This window comes from Xanthomonas sp. NCPPB 2933, assembly GCF_056725225.1.
In genome coordinates, this window is the sequence record NZ_CM161518.1 from 1,823,144 (window position 1) to 1,841,890 (window position 18,747).

The window sequence follows — 18,747 nt, forward strand, 5'->3', positions numbered from 1 at the left end:
GACAGGCCGCCGCGCTAGATCAGTGCACGGATGCTCAACATTGACGGTTGCTTGAAAAGGCAGAAGCACCGAGTGTTAGTCAGGCACGGGGCTGCTTTAATTTGAATTATTTCTAATATGTATTATTTGGCATTGGTTGGTTTGGCGGCGTCGTCCCCGGCGCGCGCATTCCTTGCCAACAAGTGCCGCAGACACGCGCCACGTAGTCACCCCGCACGCACATTCGGATCTCTACGCTGAGCGCATCTCCACTACGCGCGACGTCGCCATGACCGTATTTTCTGATCACGATGACGACGCATCTCGCGACGCTGACCAAGGTCTGTCGCGTGCAAGCAGGGCACCCATTTGCAGTGGGCAGATAAGCCGTTCACGACGCGATTCACAGCCGATACCGCGAGGTTCTTCGCCACGCACGACGGCATCGAGCGCATGAGCAGCGATCATGCTGCACTGATACTCGCCGCAGGCGCCGGCCGTCGTCTGGGCCGGGTAAAACAATTGCTGATGCGCGATGGCGAGCCACTGTTGCGTCGCTTCGCGCGTCTCGCGCTGCAGACCTCACCGCGCCGTTGCGTGGTGGTGCTGGGCGCAGAGGCCGATGCACTGACCGATGTCCTGCAAGGTCTGGAGGTGGAAGTGCTGCGGCACGGCGACTGGTCTGCAGGCATGGGCTCCAGCCTGGCCGCGCTACGGCACTACGTGCAGGACGACACAACGCTGCGGCGCAGCCTGATCCTGGGCTGCGACCAACCCGCGCTGGACGCACCGCATCTGCGTGCGCTACTCGAAGAGGCCGGTCATGCAGCCTCGGGGTGCGCCACCAGCGGCTACGCCGGGGTACGTGGCATCCCCGCAGTGGTGACGCATGCCGCGTGGGCAGATGTGCCGTTGCAGGCCGATAGCGGCCTGCGCGGCCTGTTCGCCAGCCTGGACGTGCAGACGCTGGGCTGTGTGAGCGCACCGGCACTTGCCCTGGACGTGGACACGCCCGCCGACCTGGCAGCCGCACAACAGCGTGGCTGGGTGGACGCGGACTGAGACGCCATGACGGGTCTCGGTCCGCGCGATGCGGCAGCCTGAGCGTCAGAGGCCTGACGTACTCACGACCACAAGACGATCGCTTCCCGGATCACCAGGACATAACCCACCACCAGCGCGGACTTGACCGGAAACTGGAACTTCCTGAGCAGATGCATGCAACTCCTCCCCCGAGGCACTTCCCAAGCGCGATTGACCTCCCCGCTGCCACCGTCCGCGCTACCTGACGGCTGCTCGCGACGTCTGTTCGCCGCTCGGGATCGACTGTAGCGCTGCGCCTGACCGGTGTCATGTAAGAATTTTCCTACCGCACTGCCAGTGTCCACCCGACGGTATTCCCATAATCGAAAGAACATTCTGGCTATGCCGGACGCGGGGCCCTTGGCCACTCTCCCGCGGCCCCTTGAGTAAGGGCACGTCGGCATGCTGATGGGAGAACGCGTTCCCACGCGCAGCGCGCTGCGATAGCTCGCACGCGTTACGCACCATCGTTCGATCGCTGCACGCACCGGCCGGAGGCCTGATGGACGAGTCCCGCTACGTTGTACGCATCCATCCCGAGCAAGGCGGCTGGTGGGTCACCCGGCCGCAGTGGTCGCCGCTGCGTTATCTGCGCGAGCAGGGCGCGTTGGAAAACGCCGAGGTGATGGCCAGACTGCATTGCCTGACCACTGGCCAGCCCAGCGGCGTGGTGTTGAAGACCGCCGAGGGCGAACGCGTGGTGCGGCGGTATGGCTGAGAGCGTCTGACAAACATCTAGAACGACCTCTGTTCGCTTTACATCTGCGACATCGGCGATTGGCTTTCCCGCACAGCCCGCGAATCATCTCTGCGGCAAGCTCGTAGTGACGATGCTGATGTCAACATCGATAGCAGGGTGTGCGTAGAGGCCCGGGTCGGCTAGATTCATGCCATCGGCCGCTGTTGGTCGATCCGCGCATTGGCGGCCACTTTCTGGATGTCCGCCCGTAGTGAATGTCGCCGGTTCTGCGCTGATCCAAAACGATATCGTCGTCTTCGGCTTGATTGCCGCCACCTTGGGGGCGGTGTTCTGGACCTCCTCGCGCGAGCGCGGCCCGTGGCGGAGTTTCTATGCCGTGGTGCCGGCCTTGTTGCTGTGCTATCTGCTGCCGGGCATCTACAACACCGTCGGCCTGATCGACGGTGCCAACACCCGTCTGTACAACCCGATCGCCCGCGACGTGCTGCTGCCGGCGGCGCTGATCCTGCTTACGCTAAGTATCGACCTGCGCGCAATCCTGGGGCTGGGGCCAAAGCTGGTCGCCATGTACCTGGGCGCGTCGCTGAGCATCATGCTGGGTGCGGTGGTCGCGTTCTGGGTGATGCGCTGGTTGCATCCGGCCACCGTGGCGGGCGATACCTGGGCCGGCATGGCCGCGCTGGCCGGCAGCTGGATCGGCGGCGGCGCCAACATGCTGGCAATGCGCGAAGTCTTCGATGTGGATGCCACCACCTTCGGCCAGTTTGCGGTGGTCGATGTCGGTGTCGGGTATGTGTGGATGGCGGTGCTGATCTTCCTGGCCGGGCGCGCGCGCAACATCGATGCGCGTAGCGGCGCCGATACCCGGGCGCTGGATGCCTTGCAGGAGCGCATGGCGCGCTTCCAGGCCGAACACGCGCGCATTCCCACGCTGGCCGATTTGATGGTGATCGTGGCGGTGGCGTTCGGCGGCGTCGGCCTGGCGCATGCGCTGGCCAATCCGCTCGCGGCATGGTGCAAGGCCAACCTGAGCTGGGCCAGCCAGTTCAGTCTGGACACCCCGTTCGTCTGGGTGGTGGTGCTGGCGACCAGCCTGGGCTTGCTGCTGAGCTTCACCCGCGCCCGTACGCTGGAAGGGGCTGGCGCCTCCAAAATCGGCACGCTGCTGCTGTACTTCCTGATCGCCTGCATCGGCATGCAGATGGATCTGCTGGCGCTGCTGGACCGGCCATGGCTGTTCCTGCTCGGGCTGATCTGGATCGCTGTGCATATCGCGCTGCTGTGGGGTCTGGGCCGGTTGCTGCGGGTGCCGTTCTTCTATTTCGCAATCGGCTCGCAATCCAACATCGGTGGCCCGGCGTCGGCGCCGGTGGTCGCTGCGGCCTTCCACCCGGCACTGGCGCCGGTTGGTGTGCTGCTCGGCACGATGGGCTATGCCACCGGCACCTATCTGGCCTATCTGGTTGGGATTACCTTGCGCGCGATGGCGGGCGCGGGCTGAGCCGGGCACTGGCGCGCGCCAGTGCCCGGAGACTGGCAACGACGACTACTGGATCAGGCGGCGATGCTCTTCCTGCTGCGGGGAGGGCGGCTGCGATTGAAATTGCGCCTGCTGCTGGTTGTGTTGCTGCAGCTGGCCGACATTGCCTTGCGCCGGTTCGTTGGCCGCCGCCGCGGTCTGCACCTGGCTGCGCAGATGGGTCGGGTCGTCCATGCGGCCTTGCACCGCGAACAGGCTGTCGCCTTCGCGGCTGGGGACCAGGTGATCGATCCGCTGTAGGCCATCGCTGCTTGCGCGCGCGGCCACGCTGGCGGCCGTGTTGAGAAACGCGGTGTCGTCGCGCAGCCCCAGTCGCTCGCGCTGGCTGTCCAGCTGCACCACTGCGTCGTTGAATAGCTGGCTGCCGGTGTGCAGGGTCGTGCCCTGCGCCTGCCTCGGCGACTGCATGTCCTGCGCCTTGATCACCGAGTCCATGCCGTGCAGGTCCATGCGGTGCATCAACATCATCCCTGGCACCAGGCGTCGCCCGAACGACAACGGGTCCGGCTCCGGAAGCTCGATCTGATGGCCGGCCGCATTGGGCATCGCCCACTTCAACGGGATGCTGTCTTCCTGCAGATGGGTGAGGATCTCGTTCTTGACGTGATAGCCGCGGATCAATTCGCTGCCGGCGTACTCCTTGGCCGCCGATGCATCCAGACCTTGCCGCTCCAGCGTGCGGTCGTTGACGCCTGCGGCGTTGTAGGTCACGGCGGGAATGTCGTTGACCATCGCCGATGCCGCCGCCAGACCGCCGCCGAGCGAGTGACCGGTGATCACCACCTGGTCGCCAAATGCCTGCCTGGCCTGGCTGCCGAGTTGAATTGCGGAGGCGTACTGCGCATCGTCGAAGCCCAGGCCCTGGCCGATGTTGTGCTTCCAGTCCTTGCCTTCGTCGGTGCCGCAAAAGCCGAGCACCACGTTGCCTTGATCATTGAGGTAGAACGCGGCATCGAAACCGCTTTTAGCATCGTGCAGCAAACTGGGGTCGATACCTGCCCGTTGCAGCGTGCTGTCGTCCATGCGCGTCCAGCCATTGGGCAGGTGCGTAAAAGTTTCAGCGCTGCCTTCGCGTCGCTGCGAGGCAGTCGCGTAGAGGTCTTGCAGCACTGCCGGAAACTGTTGGTCTTCAGGGCGTGGCTGTTGTCCGCGGATCGACTCTGCGAACGGAGTGGAGGAATCAATGGGATTTGACGGGCTCATGCGCGGCTCCTTGCGTTCGTCGTGCGAAAAGCCCGCTTAGCGGCTGCTTTCCACGGGAATGTTGTGCGCGCTCAACCATGCGCGTACGTCCGACCTGACCTGCTGGCCCGCGGCATTGAGCAGGCGATCCGGGGTGGTGAAGAAATACGCCTGGAAGGTTTTCTGCTGCGCGTTGCGCAGCGTGGGGTCCACACCAGCCTTGAGCAATTGCAGCACTGCAGGACTTGCCGCGCCGCTCTGTGCGGCCAGATGCAGCACGCTGTTGCCGGTGTGGTCGACACGCTGCACATCGGCGCCCGCCTCGATCAACAGGCCGATCTGCGCATCGCGCTTGCTCTGCACGGCGCGGAACAACGGCGTCCAGCCGGCACGCGCGCTAACTACATCGATCGGCGCCTTGTGCTGCAGCAGCACCTTCAGATACTCCGGGTCCTGCGCCATCGCGGCCATGTGTACGACCGTTTCCTGGTCCATGCCCGGCAATGAGGGATCTGCGCCGGCGTCGAGCAATGCGGCCAGTGCGCGTGGTTGTTCGTTCCAGATCGCCCACTCCAGCAAGGTGACGTTCTGATCGCCGTGTGCGGCAAGATCGACAGTGAGGGCGAGTGCACTAATTCGGGCGACGTCACCATGCGCGATGGCCTTGGCGATGTCGGTCAGACTGGGGTCGCGGAAGGCGACGGTGTGATCCTGCAGCGTAGCTGACATGGTGGTTTGCTCCTTGGCACCGGGCGAGGCGGTGCATGAGACCGCGAGAAACGAGGTCGCAAGAACGAGCAGGGCAGGGAATCGCGGTTGCATCGAAATCTCCTTCTCCTGATCGCATTCCTGATGACGCTGCGTGAAGTCCTTCCGCAGCGGGGCCGATCCTACCAGCTGCCTGAAGGACGCGCGGTAAGATTGTGTGACATGCGCCGGCGCTGCGGATTTCACTTGTTCAGCCCGCTTGCCGCTGCTCGTTGGTCTGTGCATCACGACGGGCATCTCGCACGCGTACAACCGGCCACAGCCAACGGTCACAACCCGGCCGGCATAATGGCGCTTTGCGAGCAGATGGGTGCAATGGTCTACGACTTACTGATCAGCGATTGCGATGGTGTGCTTGTCGACAGCGAGATACTGGCCGACCAAGTGATGCGTGAGGCACTGGCAACATTCGTGCCTGCCGAGGCATTGGAGCATTTGCTGGGGACCACGTTCGGGCAGACCACGCATGAGGTGTTGTTGCGGGTGCAGGAGCATTTCTCGGTGCAGTTGCCAGAGACGTTGCTGGCACAGATTCAGGCGCGCAGCGAAGCCTTGATCAAGGCGCAGGTGCAGCCGATTGCCGGCGCACGTGCCGCGCTGGAACAGATCCCGTTGCCGCTGGCGGTAGCCTCCAACAGCCGCCGCCACAATGTGATCGCCTCGGTCGAACGCGTCGGGCTCACCGCACGCGCGGCAGGCAATATCTTCAGTGCCGATATGGTGGAGCGGCCCAAGCCGGCGCCGGATGTCTATCTGCTGGCCGCCCGCACACTGGGCGTGGCGCCGCAGCGCTGTCTGGTGATCGAAGACAGCCCTACCGGCGCAACCGCCGCATTGGCGGCGGGCATGCAGGTACTGGGCTTTACCGGTGCCAGCCATATTCCGCAAGGGCACGGCGACACCCTGCGACGGATCGGCGTGCTGGAGGTGTTCGACGATATGCGCGATCTGCCTGCGTTGTTCGAGCGGCTCGCGCAAAAGCGCGCTGGCTGAGGATGTCGAGTCGTCGCTTGGTTTGGCTGCAGTCAAATGCGTTAGATCAAGAGCCTGGTTAGTCGAGCGCGCGGTGCCCTCACCGCTTGCGGGACACGCCGCAAGTACGTCCATGTAGGCTCGGTGGCGGCATCCATGCCGCCACACGGTCCCGCAAGCGGCGAGGACACCGCACCAGAGAGTTGGTCGGTAGCTAGGTGAAAAGCGGGCCATCTCGCTAGTTGCATTGGCTTACTGGTGCGGGTCGCAACAACAGGAGAGTTAGCGAATTAGAAGCGCCTCATGCATTGCTTGCACCCTGCACACCGACCATCTCGACTGGTCCTTGCCCGCCCACCGTCGCGGGACCTTACGCGGCATGGATGCCGCGTAAGAGCCTACATGGACGTACTTGCGGCGTGTCCCGCGACGGTGGGCGGGCAAGGGCCCTGCAGCCAAGCCACAGATCAGCCTGTCAGCTTGCGGCGTTTCCCGCGATGGTGAGCGGGCAAGGGCCCTGCAGCAAATTCGCAGATCAACCGCGCTGCAACCAATCTACCGAAATGTCCAATCGCGTAAAGAAAACCGCGATCTCGCGTCCACATCAACGCAACAGGGCGCGATTCGCATCGCGCCCTGTTGCGTTTCTACTTCTTGATCAACTGATCACCGATCAACAGCAACGAAACCCGCTCTTGCCGCCGTACCGCGCGTCCTGGCGCTCGCGGAAGAAGGCCGGGTAGTCCATCACCGGTTTGTCGGGATGTTTTTCCAGCATGTGGCGCACGTAGTTGTCGTAATCGGGAATGCCGCAGCACAGGCGTGCGGTCTGGATCAGGCGTCGCCAGATGCGGCGATGCACCTGGTATTGGCTGGCAAGTACGAGTTGGGTGCCCATTACAGGTCCGCCATCTGGTGTGGCTGCAGCGCCACGTACGGGGTTTCGCGATCGCTGCGTTGCGGGTTGCGGCGCGCAATCACGATGGTCTTGACCGCGTAGATCAGGATCGAGCCCACCACGAACAGGAACAGCACCGTCAGCCCGGTGTTGACGTAGGCGTTGGTGACGATCTGCTGCATCTGCGCCACCGTCTTGGCCGGCGCGGTGATGGTGTTGCTGGCGATCGCGTCCTGATACTTGTGCGCCTGCGCCAGGAAACCCTGCGCCGGGTTGCTGTCGAAGATCTTGATCAGCCCTGCATACGTGGTGCAGATCAGCAACCACAGCGCCGGCACGATGGTGACCCAGGCGTAGCGGTCGCGCTTCATCTTGAACAACACTACCGTGCCCAGCATCAGCGCGATCCCGGCCAGCATCTGGTTGGAAATGCCGAACAACGGCCACAAGGTCTGGATGCCGCCGAACGGATCGATCACGCCGGTGTAAAGCAGATACCCCCACAGCGCCACGCACCCGGCGGTGGCGATAATGTTGGCGGTCCACGACTCGGTCTTCTTCAATGCCGGGATGAAGTTGCCCAGCAGGTCCTGCAGCATGAAGCGGCCCGCGCGCGTACCCGCATCCACCGCGGTGAGGATGAACAGCGCTTCGAACAGGATGGCGAAGTGGTACCAGAACGCCATGGTGTCTTCGCCCGGCAGCAGCTGGTGCAGGATCTGCGCGATACCCACGGCCAGTGTGGGCGCACCACCGGCGCGTGCCAGGATGCTGTGCTCGCCGATGTCCTTTGCGGTGGCTTCCAAAATCTCGGGAGTGATCGCAAAGCCCCATTCGGAGACTTTGGCCGCCACCGCCACGGTATCGCTGCCGACCAGCGAAGCAGGGCTGTTCATCGCGAAGTAGATGCCCGGCTCGATGATCGATGCGGCCACCAGCGCCATCACCGCCACAAACGATTCCATCAACATGCCGCCATAGCCGATGTAGCGCATATGGCCTTCGTTGGCGAGCAGCTTGGGCGTGGTGCCCGAGGCGATCAACGCGTGGAAGCCGGAGACTGCGCCACACGCAATCGTGATGAACAGGAACGGGAAGATGCCGCCCTTCCACACCGGGCCATCGCCGGTGGAGGCGAACTGGGTCAGGGCCGGCATCTTGAGGTCCGGCATGACCACCAGGATGCCTATCGCCAGCGCCAGGATCGTGCCGATCTTGAGGAAGGTGGACAGATAATCGCGCGGGGCCAGCAGCAGCCACACCGGCAACACCGAGGCGACGAAGCCATAGCCGATCAGCATCCAGGTGATCTGCTTGGCGGTGAAGGTGAAGGCCGGGCCCCAGCTCGGGTCGGCGGCAACCTTGCCGCCCAGCCAGATTGCGCCCAGCAACAGGATCAGCCCGACCACCGAAATCTCGCCGATCTTGCCGACCCGGATGTAGCGCATGTACACGCCCATCATCAGCGCGATCGGCATCGTGGCGATCACCGTGAACATGCCCCACGGGCTTTCCGCCAATGCCTTGACCACCACCATCGCCAGCACCGCCAGGATGATGATCATGATCAGGAAGGCGCCGAACAAGGCAATGGTGCCGGGCACCTGGCCCATTTCCTCGCGCACCAGATCGCCCAGCGAGCGGCCGTTGCGGCGGCTGGACAGAAACAGCACCACGAAGTCCTGCACTGCGCCGGCAAACACCACGCCGACCACCAGCCACAGCAGCCCGGGCAGGTAGCCCATCTGTGCGGCAAGCACCGGGCCGACCAAGGGCCCGGCGCCGGCAATCGCGGCGAAGTGGTGGCCAAACAGCACATGCTTGTTGGTGGGCACGTAGTCCAGGCCGTCGTTGTTGCTCACTGCCGGCGTGGCGCGGGTGATATCCAGCTGCATCACCTTGTCGGCGATGAACAGACTGTAGAACCGGTAGGCGATCAGATAGATCGAGACGGCGGCAACCACGATCCACAACGCGTTGATATGTTCGCCGCGCCTTAGCGCCACGGTACCCAGACAGAATGCGGCCAGCAGCGCCAGCGCGCCCCAGGCCAACTTCGAGAACCCTTTCATGCATGCCCCTCAGGAACGATTCACTTAAGGGTCACCCCCTGCCTGCCTGTGGTCAATGGCGCCGTTCCGGGCCGGGGTAAAACTTTAGTTGTAGAGCGTCTTGGCTGCACTGGGCGATCGCGACGTGGCAGCCAGGCGCAGCAGCCGGACGCGGCAGCCAGGCAATAGAACGATCGGTTGCGCCGGCCGCGGTTGGGACGCCTGTCGCGCGCATCCATCATGTGAGGCTATTCAATCCGCACAGGGAGAGTTCGATGAGCGCCACCTCCACCACCGCAGCAGTCCAAGTGCTGCGCACGATTCGCGGCATGCCCACCTCCGACGGAGCCGGGGTCAAGCTGACCCGCGTGATCGGCACCCAGCAGCTGCCGGACCTGGACCCGTTTCTGATGCTGGACGAGTTCGGCACCGACAAGGCCGAAGACTATCTGGCCGGGTTTCCCAGCCACCCGCATCGCGGCTTCGAGACGGTGACCTACATGCTTGACGGACGCATGCGGCACAAGGACAACCACGGCAACGAGGGCCTGCTGACCCCGGGCAGCGTGCAGTGGATGACCGCCGGGCGCGGGCTGATCCATTCGGAAATGCCCGAGCAGGAGTCCGGGCGCATGCGCGGCTTCCAGCTGTGGGTGAACCTGCCGGCGCGCGACAAGATGACCGAGCCCAAGTATCAGGAATACGCACCGGAGAGCATTCCGGTGGCGCAGCCGGCGCCCGGTGTGACGGTCAAGGTGATCGCCGGAACCGTCGGCGAGGTGCGCGGGCCGATCGTGCAACCCGCCACCGACCCGCTGTATCTGGATATCGCACTCGCGCCGAACGTCAGCTGGGATTACGTGCTGCCCAGCGGGCACAACGCATTCGCGTATGCCTTCGAAGGCGCGGTGACGGTGGGCGAGGGCGATGCTTCGCGCGCGCTGCCGGCACAGGAACTGGCGGTGCTGGGCGGTGGCGAGCGTTTGACGCTGCACGCCGGTGCCGAGGGTGCGCAGCTGATCCTGGTCGCGGGCCGCCCGCTCAACGAGCCGGTGATGCGGCACGGCCCGTTCGTGATGAATACCAAGCAGGAATTGATGCAGGCCTTCGTCGATTTTCAGGAGGGTCGGTTTTGAACCGGCCCGCTCGAGCCCCCGTGGGAGAGCGTCATGAGTGACAGACCCGTCAGCGTCAGCACCGGCGCAGTGCCGTACACCGTTAGCATCCACGACGGTCGGCATACCTGGAGCGGCGACACCCAGCCGGCCAACGGCGGCGCCGACGCCGGGCCGGATCCCGAGTCGCAGGTGTTGGGCGCGTTGGGGGCCTGCACTGCGATCACGGTGTCGATGGTGGCGGCGCGCAAGCAGTGGCCGCTGACGGCGGTGCACGTGCATCTGCATTACACCCAGCGCGGCGCTGCGGGCACGGTGATCACGCGTGAGATCGTGCTCGACGGTGCGCTGGATGAGGATCAGCGCACGCGCTTGATGGAAGTGGCCGACAAGTGCCCCATCCATCGGCTGCTGACAGGGCAGGTGCTGATCGACAGCCAACTGCAGCTGCGGACCGAAGCAGGTGACGCCGCAAGGTAAGCGTGCCGAAATGCCGCGCGGCTGTCGCAAGGATGCAGGCGCGGAGTGCGCCTTAGGCCAGCAAGATCGCTTGCAGGCAGGTGCGATAGAAGCGACCAGCAAGGGGCCGGGCAAACCGGCCTGCCGCAACTTCCTCAATGCGGCATGAGGAGGCAGCGCTGCGAAGCGAGGTGCGTCAGCGCTGCAACGCCAGGCTGGCCGGCTGCAGATCCATGTTCTGCACCAGCGACTGCATCAAGGCCAGCTCTTCGGTATTGGCGCCGTCGATCCACAGCTGCGCGTAGCGCTTCTTGCCCAGCTCGACCACGGTGACGCGGCGCGATTCCATGCCCGGCAGCTGACGGCCGCCCAGATCGAGCTTGTACCAGTAAAAGTCTTCCTGCTGGATCTGGCCTTTTTCCGCGCGTCGGTCGCGTGCCAGCGTCATTGCCGGGTCGCGGGTGGTGAGCATGACGCCCACGACCTGGCGACCGTCGGCCGTCACGGCCTTGCAGACCAGATAGTCGGCGCCTGCGAGTTCGTTCCATTGCAGGCCAGAGGCCGGCGGCAGTGGCGGGCAGACCGGCGAGGTTTGTGCGTAAGCGGTGGCGGTGGCCAACAGCAAGCTCAGGCCGACAAGGCAGGATGCGGACTTCATTCAAGTGTTCCCCGGCGATGGATGACTGCGCAGGGGCGATGCCTTCCAGCGTGTCGTCGTAACAGCCCGTGCGCTCCCCGCCCGGCTGTGACTCGCACGCAACATGCCCCCGACCTAGAGCGACATCACTACCACAGTTTTGTCTGCAAGCTCAAGCGTGGTCGCAAACATGGCTGGAATTGGCTGTGCGCAGGGGCACTCGCGCTTCGGGATCGATTCGAGACTTGGCGCATCGCCGCGCCCGCATCGCTGTCTTCAGGGATAATTGACCGGCTTGGGCGCCGGGGTCTCCGGCAATGGAATGAATTCCTTGTCGTCGCCGGGAATGCTGCCGAAACGACCGGCCTGCCAGTCGTCTTTGGCCTGCTCGATGCGCTCCTTGGAGCTGGACACGAAGTTCCACCACAGGTGACGCGGGCCATCCAACGGCTCGCCGCCGAGCAACATCGCCTTGACCGGTGTCTTGGCACGCAGCCGTCCGCGCGCGCCGGGCGAGGGGATAATCAGATGGCGGGCAGGAACATCCGCGCCATCCAGTTGCGCATCGCCTTCGAGAATGTAGAGCGCGCGTTCGAGGTGGCCGGTGTCCAGGTCGATTTCGGCATCGGCCTGCAGATCGATCGCCACGTTGAGCGTGTCGCTGAAGACCTTGACCGGCGATTCTTCGCCGTAGGCACGCCCGGCGATCACGCGCAGCAAGGCGCCAGCGCGGCGTTGTTGCGGCAAGCTGGCGGCGGCATGGTGGTAGAACGCCGGTGCGGTTTCTTCGGCCGAGCGCGGCAGCGCGACCCAGGTCTGCATGCCGTGCAACGTATGCTCGCGGGCGCGCTCGGGGCCGGGCGTGCGTTCGGAATGGGCGATGCCGCGGCCGGCGGTCATCCAGTTGACGTCGCCGGCGCGGATCACCTGATCGGAGCCGAGCGTGTCGCGGTGGCCGATCTCGCCGGACCACAGGAAGGTGACCGTGGCCAGGCCGATATGCGGATGCGGGCGCACGTCGATGCCGTGATCCGGTTCCAGCACGGCCGGGCCCATCTGGTCGACGAACACGAACGGGCCGATGCTGCGCGCCTGGAGGGTGGGCACGGCGCGGCGAACTTCCAGCCCGCCGATGTCATGGACGCGTGGAGCGATGATCGTATTCATGGCGGCGGCTCGTGGCGATCGAAGGAGAGCGCAAGCTTCGCACGCGCGCGCGATGGCGGCCGAGTGGCTGGGCAAGACGGTACGTTCCGCGTTGTTGCCTGCGCCGGCGGTCAGCCCAGCAGGTCGCCTTGCACGTCGGACATGACCTCGCCGCGCCGCGAGGCCAGCCGGTCGGCCAGACGCGTGGGCTCGGGCAGGCGATACGCGCGCAGCGTGCGCAGTGTCCACGCGAGCGCGCCCTGCATGGAGACACGATGCCCGGGCGAGACGATCAGCGGGTTGCAGCGCGGCTTGCTGCGCAGCGCCCAGCCGATCTGCGCGCCGCCGAGCAGTATCGGGCTGTGCTCGCCGCGCTCGGGTCCGGGTTCGGTAAAACTGCCGGCCAGGCGCTGCTTGGCCACACCGATGCAGGGCAGCCCGGTCACCACGCCGAAATGCGCTGCGATGCCCAGCTTGCGTGGATGCGCAATGCCCTGGCCGTCAATAAAGACCAGATCCGGCGTGCGCGAGAGCAACGCCAGTGCCTGCAGCAACGCAGGCAGTTCGCGGAAACTGAGCAGGCCGGGCACATACGGCATCGAGGTGGGCAAGCGCGCTACATGCGTTTCCAGCGGCAGCAGGGTGTGCGCATCCAGCAGCACCGCTGCGGCGCGCGTGGTCTGGCCATCGTCTTCGAAGCCGACGTCGAAACCGGCCAGCACCTGCGGTGCCGTACTGACTTGATCCTGTAACACCACGCGCTGTGCCAGTTGCTGTTGCAACTGTCTTGCCTGGAGGATGCTGCCGTCCCAACCGGCAAAGACGGGAGTGTTCGTCGCTTGCATGGTCACAGCATCGCGCGCCGCACGTGGCGATCTCGTGCACGCCAGCGATGCGCTGGCTGCCGCTACAATCGCAGACTGATCGGCCCCCATCGGAGAACCTGAGTGACCCGCAAACTCGTACTGCTGCGCCATGGCCAGAGCCAATGGAATCTGGACAACCGTTTCACCGGCTGGGTGGATGTGGAACTCACCGAGCAGGGCCGCCAGGAAGCCGCCACCGCCGGCAAGCTGATGAAGGACGAGGGCCTGCAGTTCGATGTGGCCCACACCTCGGTGCTCAAACGCGCCATCCACACGTTGCAGGGCGCATTGAAGGAACTCGATCAGGACTGGCTGCCGGTGTCCAAGAGCTGGCGCCTCAACGAGCGTCATTACGGCGGCTTGCAAGGCTTGGACAAGGCCGAAACCGCCGCCAAGCACGGCGAGGAACAGGTCAAGATCTGGCGCCGTTCCTACGACATTCCGCCGCCGGCGATGGACGTCAACGATCCGGGTCATCCATGTCACGACCGCCGTTACGCCACGCTGGATCGCAACGCATTGCCGGGCACCGAATCACTGGCGACCACGCTGGTGCGCGTGCTGCCGTACTGGCATGACGCGATCGCGCCGCAGTTGAAGGCCGGGCAGACCGTGCTGGTGACCGCGCACGGCAACTCGCTGCGCGCGCTGTACAAGTACCTCAATGACGTCTCCAACGAGCAGATCCTGGAGCTCAACATCCCGACCGGCATTCCGTTGTTGTTCGAACTGGACGACGAGCTGCAGGTGCAGAGCTTCCGCTACCTGGGCGACCCGGAAGCGGCCAAGCGCGCTGCCGAAGCGGTGGCAAACCAGGGCAAGGCGAAGTAAGCACGGCGTTCGCTGGCTGCGCTGCGTGCAGTGCGCGTAGCGCGTCGCGGGTTTCACACCGCGCGGTCGTGTGACGCGTGCGGGTTTGTAACGTGAGCGGTGCCGCTTCGTGGATCGAACAGGCACCGCATGCGTGTGTTCTTGCAGGGGAGACATGATGTCCGGCAAACGTAAAACGCAGCAGATGAGTCCCACCTATTGCCGCGCGTATCTGGTGACGTTGGGGCTGCTGTTGGCCGGTGGGGGCGGTGCGTTCGGCGTGCTGGCCAATGGCCGTGTGTCCGGTCCGGCGATGGGGGTGGCGCTGCTGATCTGCGTGGTTGGGGTGTTGCTGCTGGCGTTCGGGCTGTTTGGGCCGTCGCGGCAGATGGAATCCTGGGCCGATGCGGCCTCTGGGCATGAGGTCGCGCTGGTGCTGATGGTATTGGCGTATCCGGTGTATCTGTTGATGGCACCGTTTTACGCACGCAAGTAACTGCACTCAATGGCGCGTCATGCGCCGGAAGGCAGCGTTCGATCAGTTGACGACAGCACGTCATGAGCGCCCGGTTGGATGGCGCATAGATGATTTTTCCCCAGAGCGCGATCTCTGACGTCAGGGCGTCGTGGTGTCGCTGCAATGACTTGCGTGGTTGTCTTTCGGACGATCGCCTACTTTTCGACTGCGCATGACGCGGTCTTGTGCCTTGGAGAATTCAATGATGTTGAGCAAGTTCGCCCCGCTATCGCTTGCGGTGGCCATCGCGGTGATGCTGTCGGCGTGTGGCAAATCCGATGACGCTGCAAAGCCGGCGTTTACTGCGCCACAGGCCGCGCCGACCAGGGTGGATGTGTCCAAGCTTGATGCGCCGATCGTGGCGTTCGGCATCAACGATCTGGATCCGGCCATCAACGCGTGCCAGGACCTCAACGGATTCGTCAACGCCAAGTGGCTCAAGGCCAACCCGGTGCCGCCCGATCGCACCAGCTGGGGCAGTTTCGAAGTGCTGGCCGAGCGCTCCTTGACCATCCAGCACGCGCTGGTGGAGCAACTGGCGCGCGGCAATCTGTCGGCCGGTTCGGTGGATGCCAAGATCGCCGACCTGTGGCGCACCGGCTCGGACGAAGCGGCGATCGACAAGGCCGGCATCACGCCGCTGCAGCCACAGTTGAAGGCCATCGACGCGCTGACCGATGCGCCGGCCATCGCCGCGTGGTTGCGCGACAGCTATGCCAAGGGCCAGGGCTTCATGTTCTCGTTCGGCGCCAATGCCGATTACAAGCATTCCGAGCAGATGATCGCCTACGCCGGGCAGGGCGGTCTGGGTCTGCCCGAGAAGGGCTATTACACCGATCCGGCGCAGGCCAGGATCCGTGAGCACTACGTGGCCTACATCGCACGCGTGCTGGAATTGTCCGGCGTTGCGCCAGCGCAGGCGGCCACCCAGGCCAAGGCGGTGATGGCGTTCGAAACGCGCCTGGCCAACGCCTCGCTGTCGCGCATCGAACTGCGCGACCCGGCCAAGCGCTACAACCCGGTCGATGTGGCCGGCGCCAATGCAGTGACGCCGCACTTCGATTGGCAGGCGTTTTTCACTGAGCTCAATGTGCCGGCCGCCACGTTCTCGTTGAGCCAGCCGGGCTACTTCGCCGAGCTCGATGCAATGCTGGCCGATACGCCGGTGGATACGTGGAAGGCGTACCTGCGCTTCCACAGCGTGGATGAGGCGGCGCCGTATCTGGCCAAACCGTTCGAGCAGGCCAACTTCGATTTCTATGCCAAGACGCTGCGTGGTCAAAAAGACATGCTGCCGCGCTGGAAGCGCACCTTGAACGCGGTCAACGAGGCGATGGGCGAGGCATTGGGTCAGCTTTATGTGCAATCTGCGTTCTCTGCCGAGTCGAGGGAGCAGATGCAGCAGCTGGTGCAGAACCTGTCCGTTGCGCTCAAGGCGCGGCTGGAAAAACTCGACTGGATGAGCGCGGAAACCAAGCAACGCGCGCTGGAAAAATGGGCCAGCTTCACGCCCAAGATCGGCTATCCGGATCAGTGGCGCGATTGGTCGGGCCTGGAAACCCGTGGCGATGGGTTTCTGGCCAATATGCAGGCCGCGCAGGCGTTCAACTATCGCTACATGCTGGACAAGATCGGCAAGCCGGTCGACAAGCGCGAGTGGCATATGACCCCGCAAACGGTGAACGCGTACTACAACGCCACCCGCAACGAGATCGTGTTTCCGGCGGCGATTTTGCAGCCGCCGTTCTTCGATCCCAAGGCCGACCCGGCATTGAACTATGGCGGCATCGGCGCAGTGATCGGGCACGAGATGATGCATGGCTACGACGATTCGGGCAGCCAGTTCGATGCCAAGGGCAACTTCGATACCTGGTGGACCGATGCGGACCGCAAGCTGTTTACCCAACGCACCGATCAGCTGGTGGCGCAGTTCGATGGCTACGAGGCGATCCCTGGCGTCAACGTCAAAGGCAAGCTGACCTTGGGCGAAAACATCGGCGACCTCGGTGGCCTGACCGTGGCCTTCGATGCCTTGCAGATGGCGTTGAAGGAACAGCCGGACGCCAACAAACAGATCGATGGCTATACGCAGGATCAGCGCTTCTTCATGAACTGGGCCACGGTGTGGCGCCGCAACTTCACCGATGGCGAATTGCGCGTGCGCTTGAACACCGACCCGCATGCGCCGGCCAATTTCCGCGCCAATGGTGCGCCGTCGAACATGCCGGCGTTTGCGCAGGCATTCCAGTGCAAGCCTGGCGATGCGATGGTGCGTGGAGACAAGGATCGCGTCGCGATCTGGTAAGCGTGATTGCATCCGGCGAGCACTGTTGCGGCAGCGCTCGCCGGAAACCCGCTGTTTTTGCGGGGTTTGTCGAGCTCGCTTGTGCGCTTGCGTCTGCACATCGACATGCGTGTGCAGCGTCTAGACTGCCGCGCTCTGCAATACGGGGCCGGCAGTGACAAAGCGACACATCTTCAAATGGATCGGCATCGGGGCGCTGGTGCTCGTGCTGGGTAGCGTGCTGTCGCTATACGGTTACGGCCGCTTTGCCGATCGCCAGCGTGGCCCGGCGAGTCATGCGTTGCCAGCCACCGCATTGGCAACGCCGATCGATCAAGTCGTCGCGCCGCTGCAGCAGGCGCATGCCGATCAAACCGGCATGGTGATCCTGCCCGACAATATCGATGCGTTCGCGGTGCGCGCGCTCACCGCGCGTGCGGCCGGGCGCAGCCTGGATCTGCAGTACTACATCTGGCATGCCGATTTCACCGGCAACCTGCTGCATAACGAACTGTTGCACGCGGCCGATCGCGGCGTGCGCGTGCGCCTGCTGCTGGACGACATGAACATCCACGGCAGCGATTCGGTGCTGGCAGCACTCGATAGTCATCCGCTAATCGAGATCCGCTTGTTCAATCCCACCCGTGCGCGCGAAGGCACATTGATGCGCGGGGTGGAGATGGTGCTGCGCATGTTCAGCATCAACCGACGCATGCACAACAAGGCCTGGATCGCCGATGGCCGCATCGCGGTGGTGGGTGGCCGCAATGTGGGCGACGAGTATTTCGATGCGGCGCGCGACACCAATTTCATGGACATGGACGCGGCGGTGATGGGGCCGGCAGTGGGCCAGGCCGAGCAGGTGTTCGATGCGTACTGGAATAGCCCCAATGCCTTGCCCCTGGCCGCACTGGTGACAGCAGAACCGCAGGCATTGGATGCGTTGCGCGGCAGTCTGGATGCTGGCCTGGAATCGGCACGCGCGCATCCCTACGTGGAGCGGCTGCGTCAATCGCCCAGCGTGCAGGCGTTGACGCAGGGCGAGCGCAAGGTGCATTGGCTGGATCGGGCGCGCATCGTCTCCGATCCGCCGGAAAAGGCCGAGGGTGCGCCGCCGCAGGCAGACTGGATGACGCCGACCTTGATCGGCGAGATGGCGCACGCGCAGCGCGAATTGAAAGTGATTTCGCCGTATTTCGTGCCGGGTGAAGAAGGCATGCGCTGGATCGGCGAGTTGCGTCGGCGCAATGTGCGCGTCAGCGTGTTGACCAACTCCCTGGCTGCCAATGATGTCGTGGCGGTGCACAGCGGTTACGCCGATTACCGCATGCCCTTGCTCACGCAAGGCGTGCGCCTGCACGAGCTCAAGCCGATGGGCAAGCCGGACGGCAGCCTGTTCGGGTCTAGCGGTGCCAGCCTGCATACCAAGGCATTTGTGGTGGACGACAGCAGTGGCTTTATCGGTTCGTTCAACCTCGACCCGCGCTCGATGAACCTCAATACCGAGATGGGTTTGCTGTTCGACGACCGTGCGGTCAGCGCGGAACTGGAGCAGGTGTACAACCGCAAGATCAGCGCGCCCTTGAGTTATCGCGTGACCCTGGACCAGGGCGAGCTGCGCTGGCACGACGATGCGGCGCAGCCGCCCGAGGTGTGGTCGCAAGAGCCGGCAGCGAGCGTGTGGCGGCGTGGCGCAGCGACGGTGATGGGTTGGTTGCCGTTGGAGTCGCAGCTGTAACG

General features: G+C 64.2%; 17 protein-coding genes. 10 read left to right on the plus strand and 7 right to left on the minus strand.

Going from position 1 to position 18,747, the window contains the following annotated elements; translation table 11 throughout:
• The first annotated feature begins 432 nt into the window (after positions 1-432).
• The 3 genes from AC1PLU_RS07280 (at position 433) to AC1PLU_RS07290 (ending at position 3,263) form a co-directional block, all read left to right on the plus strand.
• The gene (locus tag AC1PLU_RS07280; RefSeq protein WP_481108073.1) at positions 433-1,041 is read left to right on the plus strand and encodes a nucleotidyltransferase family protein; all 609 of its coding nucleotides are present in this window, start codon (positions 433-435) and stop codon (positions 1,039-1,041) included.
• Between the two features lie 523 nt (positions 1,042-1,564).
• On the plus strand, positions 1,565-1,780 hold the full coding sequence (locus AC1PLU_RS07285; RefSeq protein WP_006448858.1) for a hypothetical protein: 216 nt from the start codon (positions 1,565-1,567) through the stop codon (positions 1,778-1,780).
• Between the two features lie 232 nt (positions 1,781-2,012).
• Positions 2,013-3,263, plus strand: coding sequence for a DUF819 family protein (locus AC1PLU_RS07290; protein WP_268214565.1), 1,251 nt, complete (start codon positions 2,013-2,015; stop codon positions 3,261-3,263).
• A 45-nt stretch (positions 3,264-3,308) separates the two neighbouring features.
• On the opposite strand, the gene AC1PLU_RS07295 is transcribed toward AC1PLU_RS07290, so the two are convergent.
• The gene (locus AC1PLU_RS07295; RefSeq protein ID WP_481108074.1) at positions 3,309-4,505 is read right to left on the minus strand and encodes a Tle-like phospholipase domain-containing protein; all 1,197 of its coding nucleotides are present in this window, start codon (positions 4,503-4,505) and stop codon (positions 3,309-3,311) included.
• 36 nt (positions 4,506-4,541) lie between these two features.
• Positions 4,542-5,306 carry an ankyrin repeat domain-containing protein gene (locus AC1PLU_RS07300; RefSeq protein ID WP_481108075.1) on the minus strand — a complete coding sequence of 255 codons (765 nt, stop codon included), beginning with the start codon at positions 5,304-5,306 and terminating at the stop codon, positions 4,542-4,544.
• Between the two features lie 234 nt (positions 5,307-5,540).
• On the opposite strand from AC1PLU_RS07300, the gene AC1PLU_RS07305 reads away from it, so the two are divergent.
• On the plus strand, positions 5,541-6,245 hold the full coding sequence (locus tag AC1PLU_RS07305; protein WP_162498363.1) for an HAD family hydrolase: 705 nt from the start codon (positions 5,541-5,543) through the stop codon (positions 6,243-6,245).
• A gap of 652 nt (positions 6,246-6,897) precedes the next feature.
• On the opposite strand, the gene AC1PLU_RS07310 is transcribed toward AC1PLU_RS07305, so the two are convergent.
• Both AC1PLU_RS07310 and AC1PLU_RS07315 read right to left on the minus strand, forming a co-directional pair.
• Positions 6,898-7,122: a YbdD/YjiX family protein gene (locus AC1PLU_RS07310; RefSeq protein WP_005926176.1), complete on the minus strand. Its 225-nt coding sequence runs from the start codon at positions 7,120-7,122 to the stop codon at positions 6,898-6,900.
• Positions 7,122-9,194, minus strand: coding sequence for a carbon starvation CstA family protein (locus AC1PLU_RS07315; protein ID WP_168958884.1), 2,073 nt, complete (start codon positions 9,192-9,194; stop codon positions 7,122-7,124). Before AC1PLU_RS07315 ends, AC1PLU_RS07310 begins: the two co-directional genes overlap by 1 nt.
• 254 nt (positions 9,195-9,448) lie before the next feature.
• Here AC1PLU_RS07315 and AC1PLU_RS07320 point away from each other — a divergent pair, with 254 nt between their 5' ends.
• Together AC1PLU_RS07320 and AC1PLU_RS07325 are read left to right on the plus strand one after the other, a co-directional pair.
• The gene (locus AC1PLU_RS07320) at positions 9,449-10,309 is read left to right on the plus strand and encodes a pirin family protein (protein ID WP_481108076.1); all 861 of its coding nucleotides are present in this window, start codon (positions 9,449-9,451) and stop codon (positions 10,307-10,309) included.
• Between the two features lie 33 nt (positions 10,310-10,342).
• The gene (locus tag AC1PLU_RS07325; RefSeq protein ID WP_481095324.1) at positions 10,343-10,768 is read left to right on the plus strand and encodes an OsmC family protein; all 426 of its coding nucleotides are present in this window, start codon (positions 10,343-10,345) and stop codon (positions 10,766-10,768) included.
• 175 nt (positions 10,769-10,943) lie between these two features.
• Here the strand turns inward: AC1PLU_RS07325 and AC1PLU_RS07330 are convergent, their stop codons facing one another.
• From AC1PLU_RS07330 to nfi, 3 genes are all read right to left on the minus strand, one after another.
• On the minus strand, positions 10,944-11,405 hold the full coding sequence (locus AC1PLU_RS07330) for a hypothetical protein (protein ID WP_481108077.1): 462 nt from the start codon (positions 11,403-11,405) through the stop codon (positions 10,944-10,946).
• A gap of 255 nt (positions 11,406-11,660) precedes the next feature.
• Positions 11,661-12,551, minus strand: a complete 891-nt coding sequence (locus tag AC1PLU_RS07335) for a pirin family protein (RefSeq protein WP_481108078.1) — start codon at positions 12,549-12,551, stop codon at positions 11,661-11,663.
• A 110-nt stretch (positions 12,552-12,661) separates the two neighbouring features.
• Entirely contained in the window at positions 12,662-13,507 is an 846-nt protein-coding gene (gene nfi, locus AC1PLU_RS07340; protein WP_481108079.1) for a deoxyribonuclease V, read from the minus strand.
• Between nfi and gpmA the strand changes: the two genes are divergently transcribed.
• The 4 genes from gpmA to AC1PLU_RS07360 all read left to right on the plus strand — a co-directional run bounded on the left by gpmA (position 13,478) and on the right by AC1PLU_RS07360 (position 18,745).
• Positions 13,478-14,227 (plus strand): 2,3-diphosphoglycerate-dependent phosphoglycerate mutase, encoded by a 750-nt coding sequence (gpmA, locus tag AC1PLU_RS07345; RefSeq protein ID WP_023904571.1) that lies wholly within the window; start codon positions 13,478-13,480, stop codon positions 14,225-14,227. The genes nfi and gpmA overlap by 30 nt on opposite strands.
• A gap of 157 nt (positions 14,228-14,384) precedes the next feature.
• Positions 14,385-14,702 carry a hypothetical protein gene (locus tag AC1PLU_RS07350; protein WP_481108080.1) on the plus strand — a complete coding sequence of 106 codons (318 nt, stop codon included), beginning with the start codon at positions 14,385-14,387 and terminating at the stop codon, positions 14,700-14,702.
• A gap of 223 nt (positions 14,703-14,925) precedes the next feature.
• Entirely contained in the window at positions 14,926-17,028 is a 2,103-nt protein-coding gene (locus AC1PLU_RS07355) for a M13 family metallopeptidase (RefSeq protein WP_481108081.1), read from the plus strand.
• Between the two features lie 154 nt (positions 17,029-17,182).
• The gene (locus tag AC1PLU_RS07360; RefSeq protein WP_481108082.1) at positions 17,183-18,745 is read left to right on the plus strand and encodes a phospholipase D family protein; all 1,563 of its coding nucleotides are present in this window, start codon (positions 17,183-17,185) and stop codon (positions 18,743-18,745) included.
• The last annotated feature ends 2 nt before the right edge of the window (positions 18,746-18,747 follow it).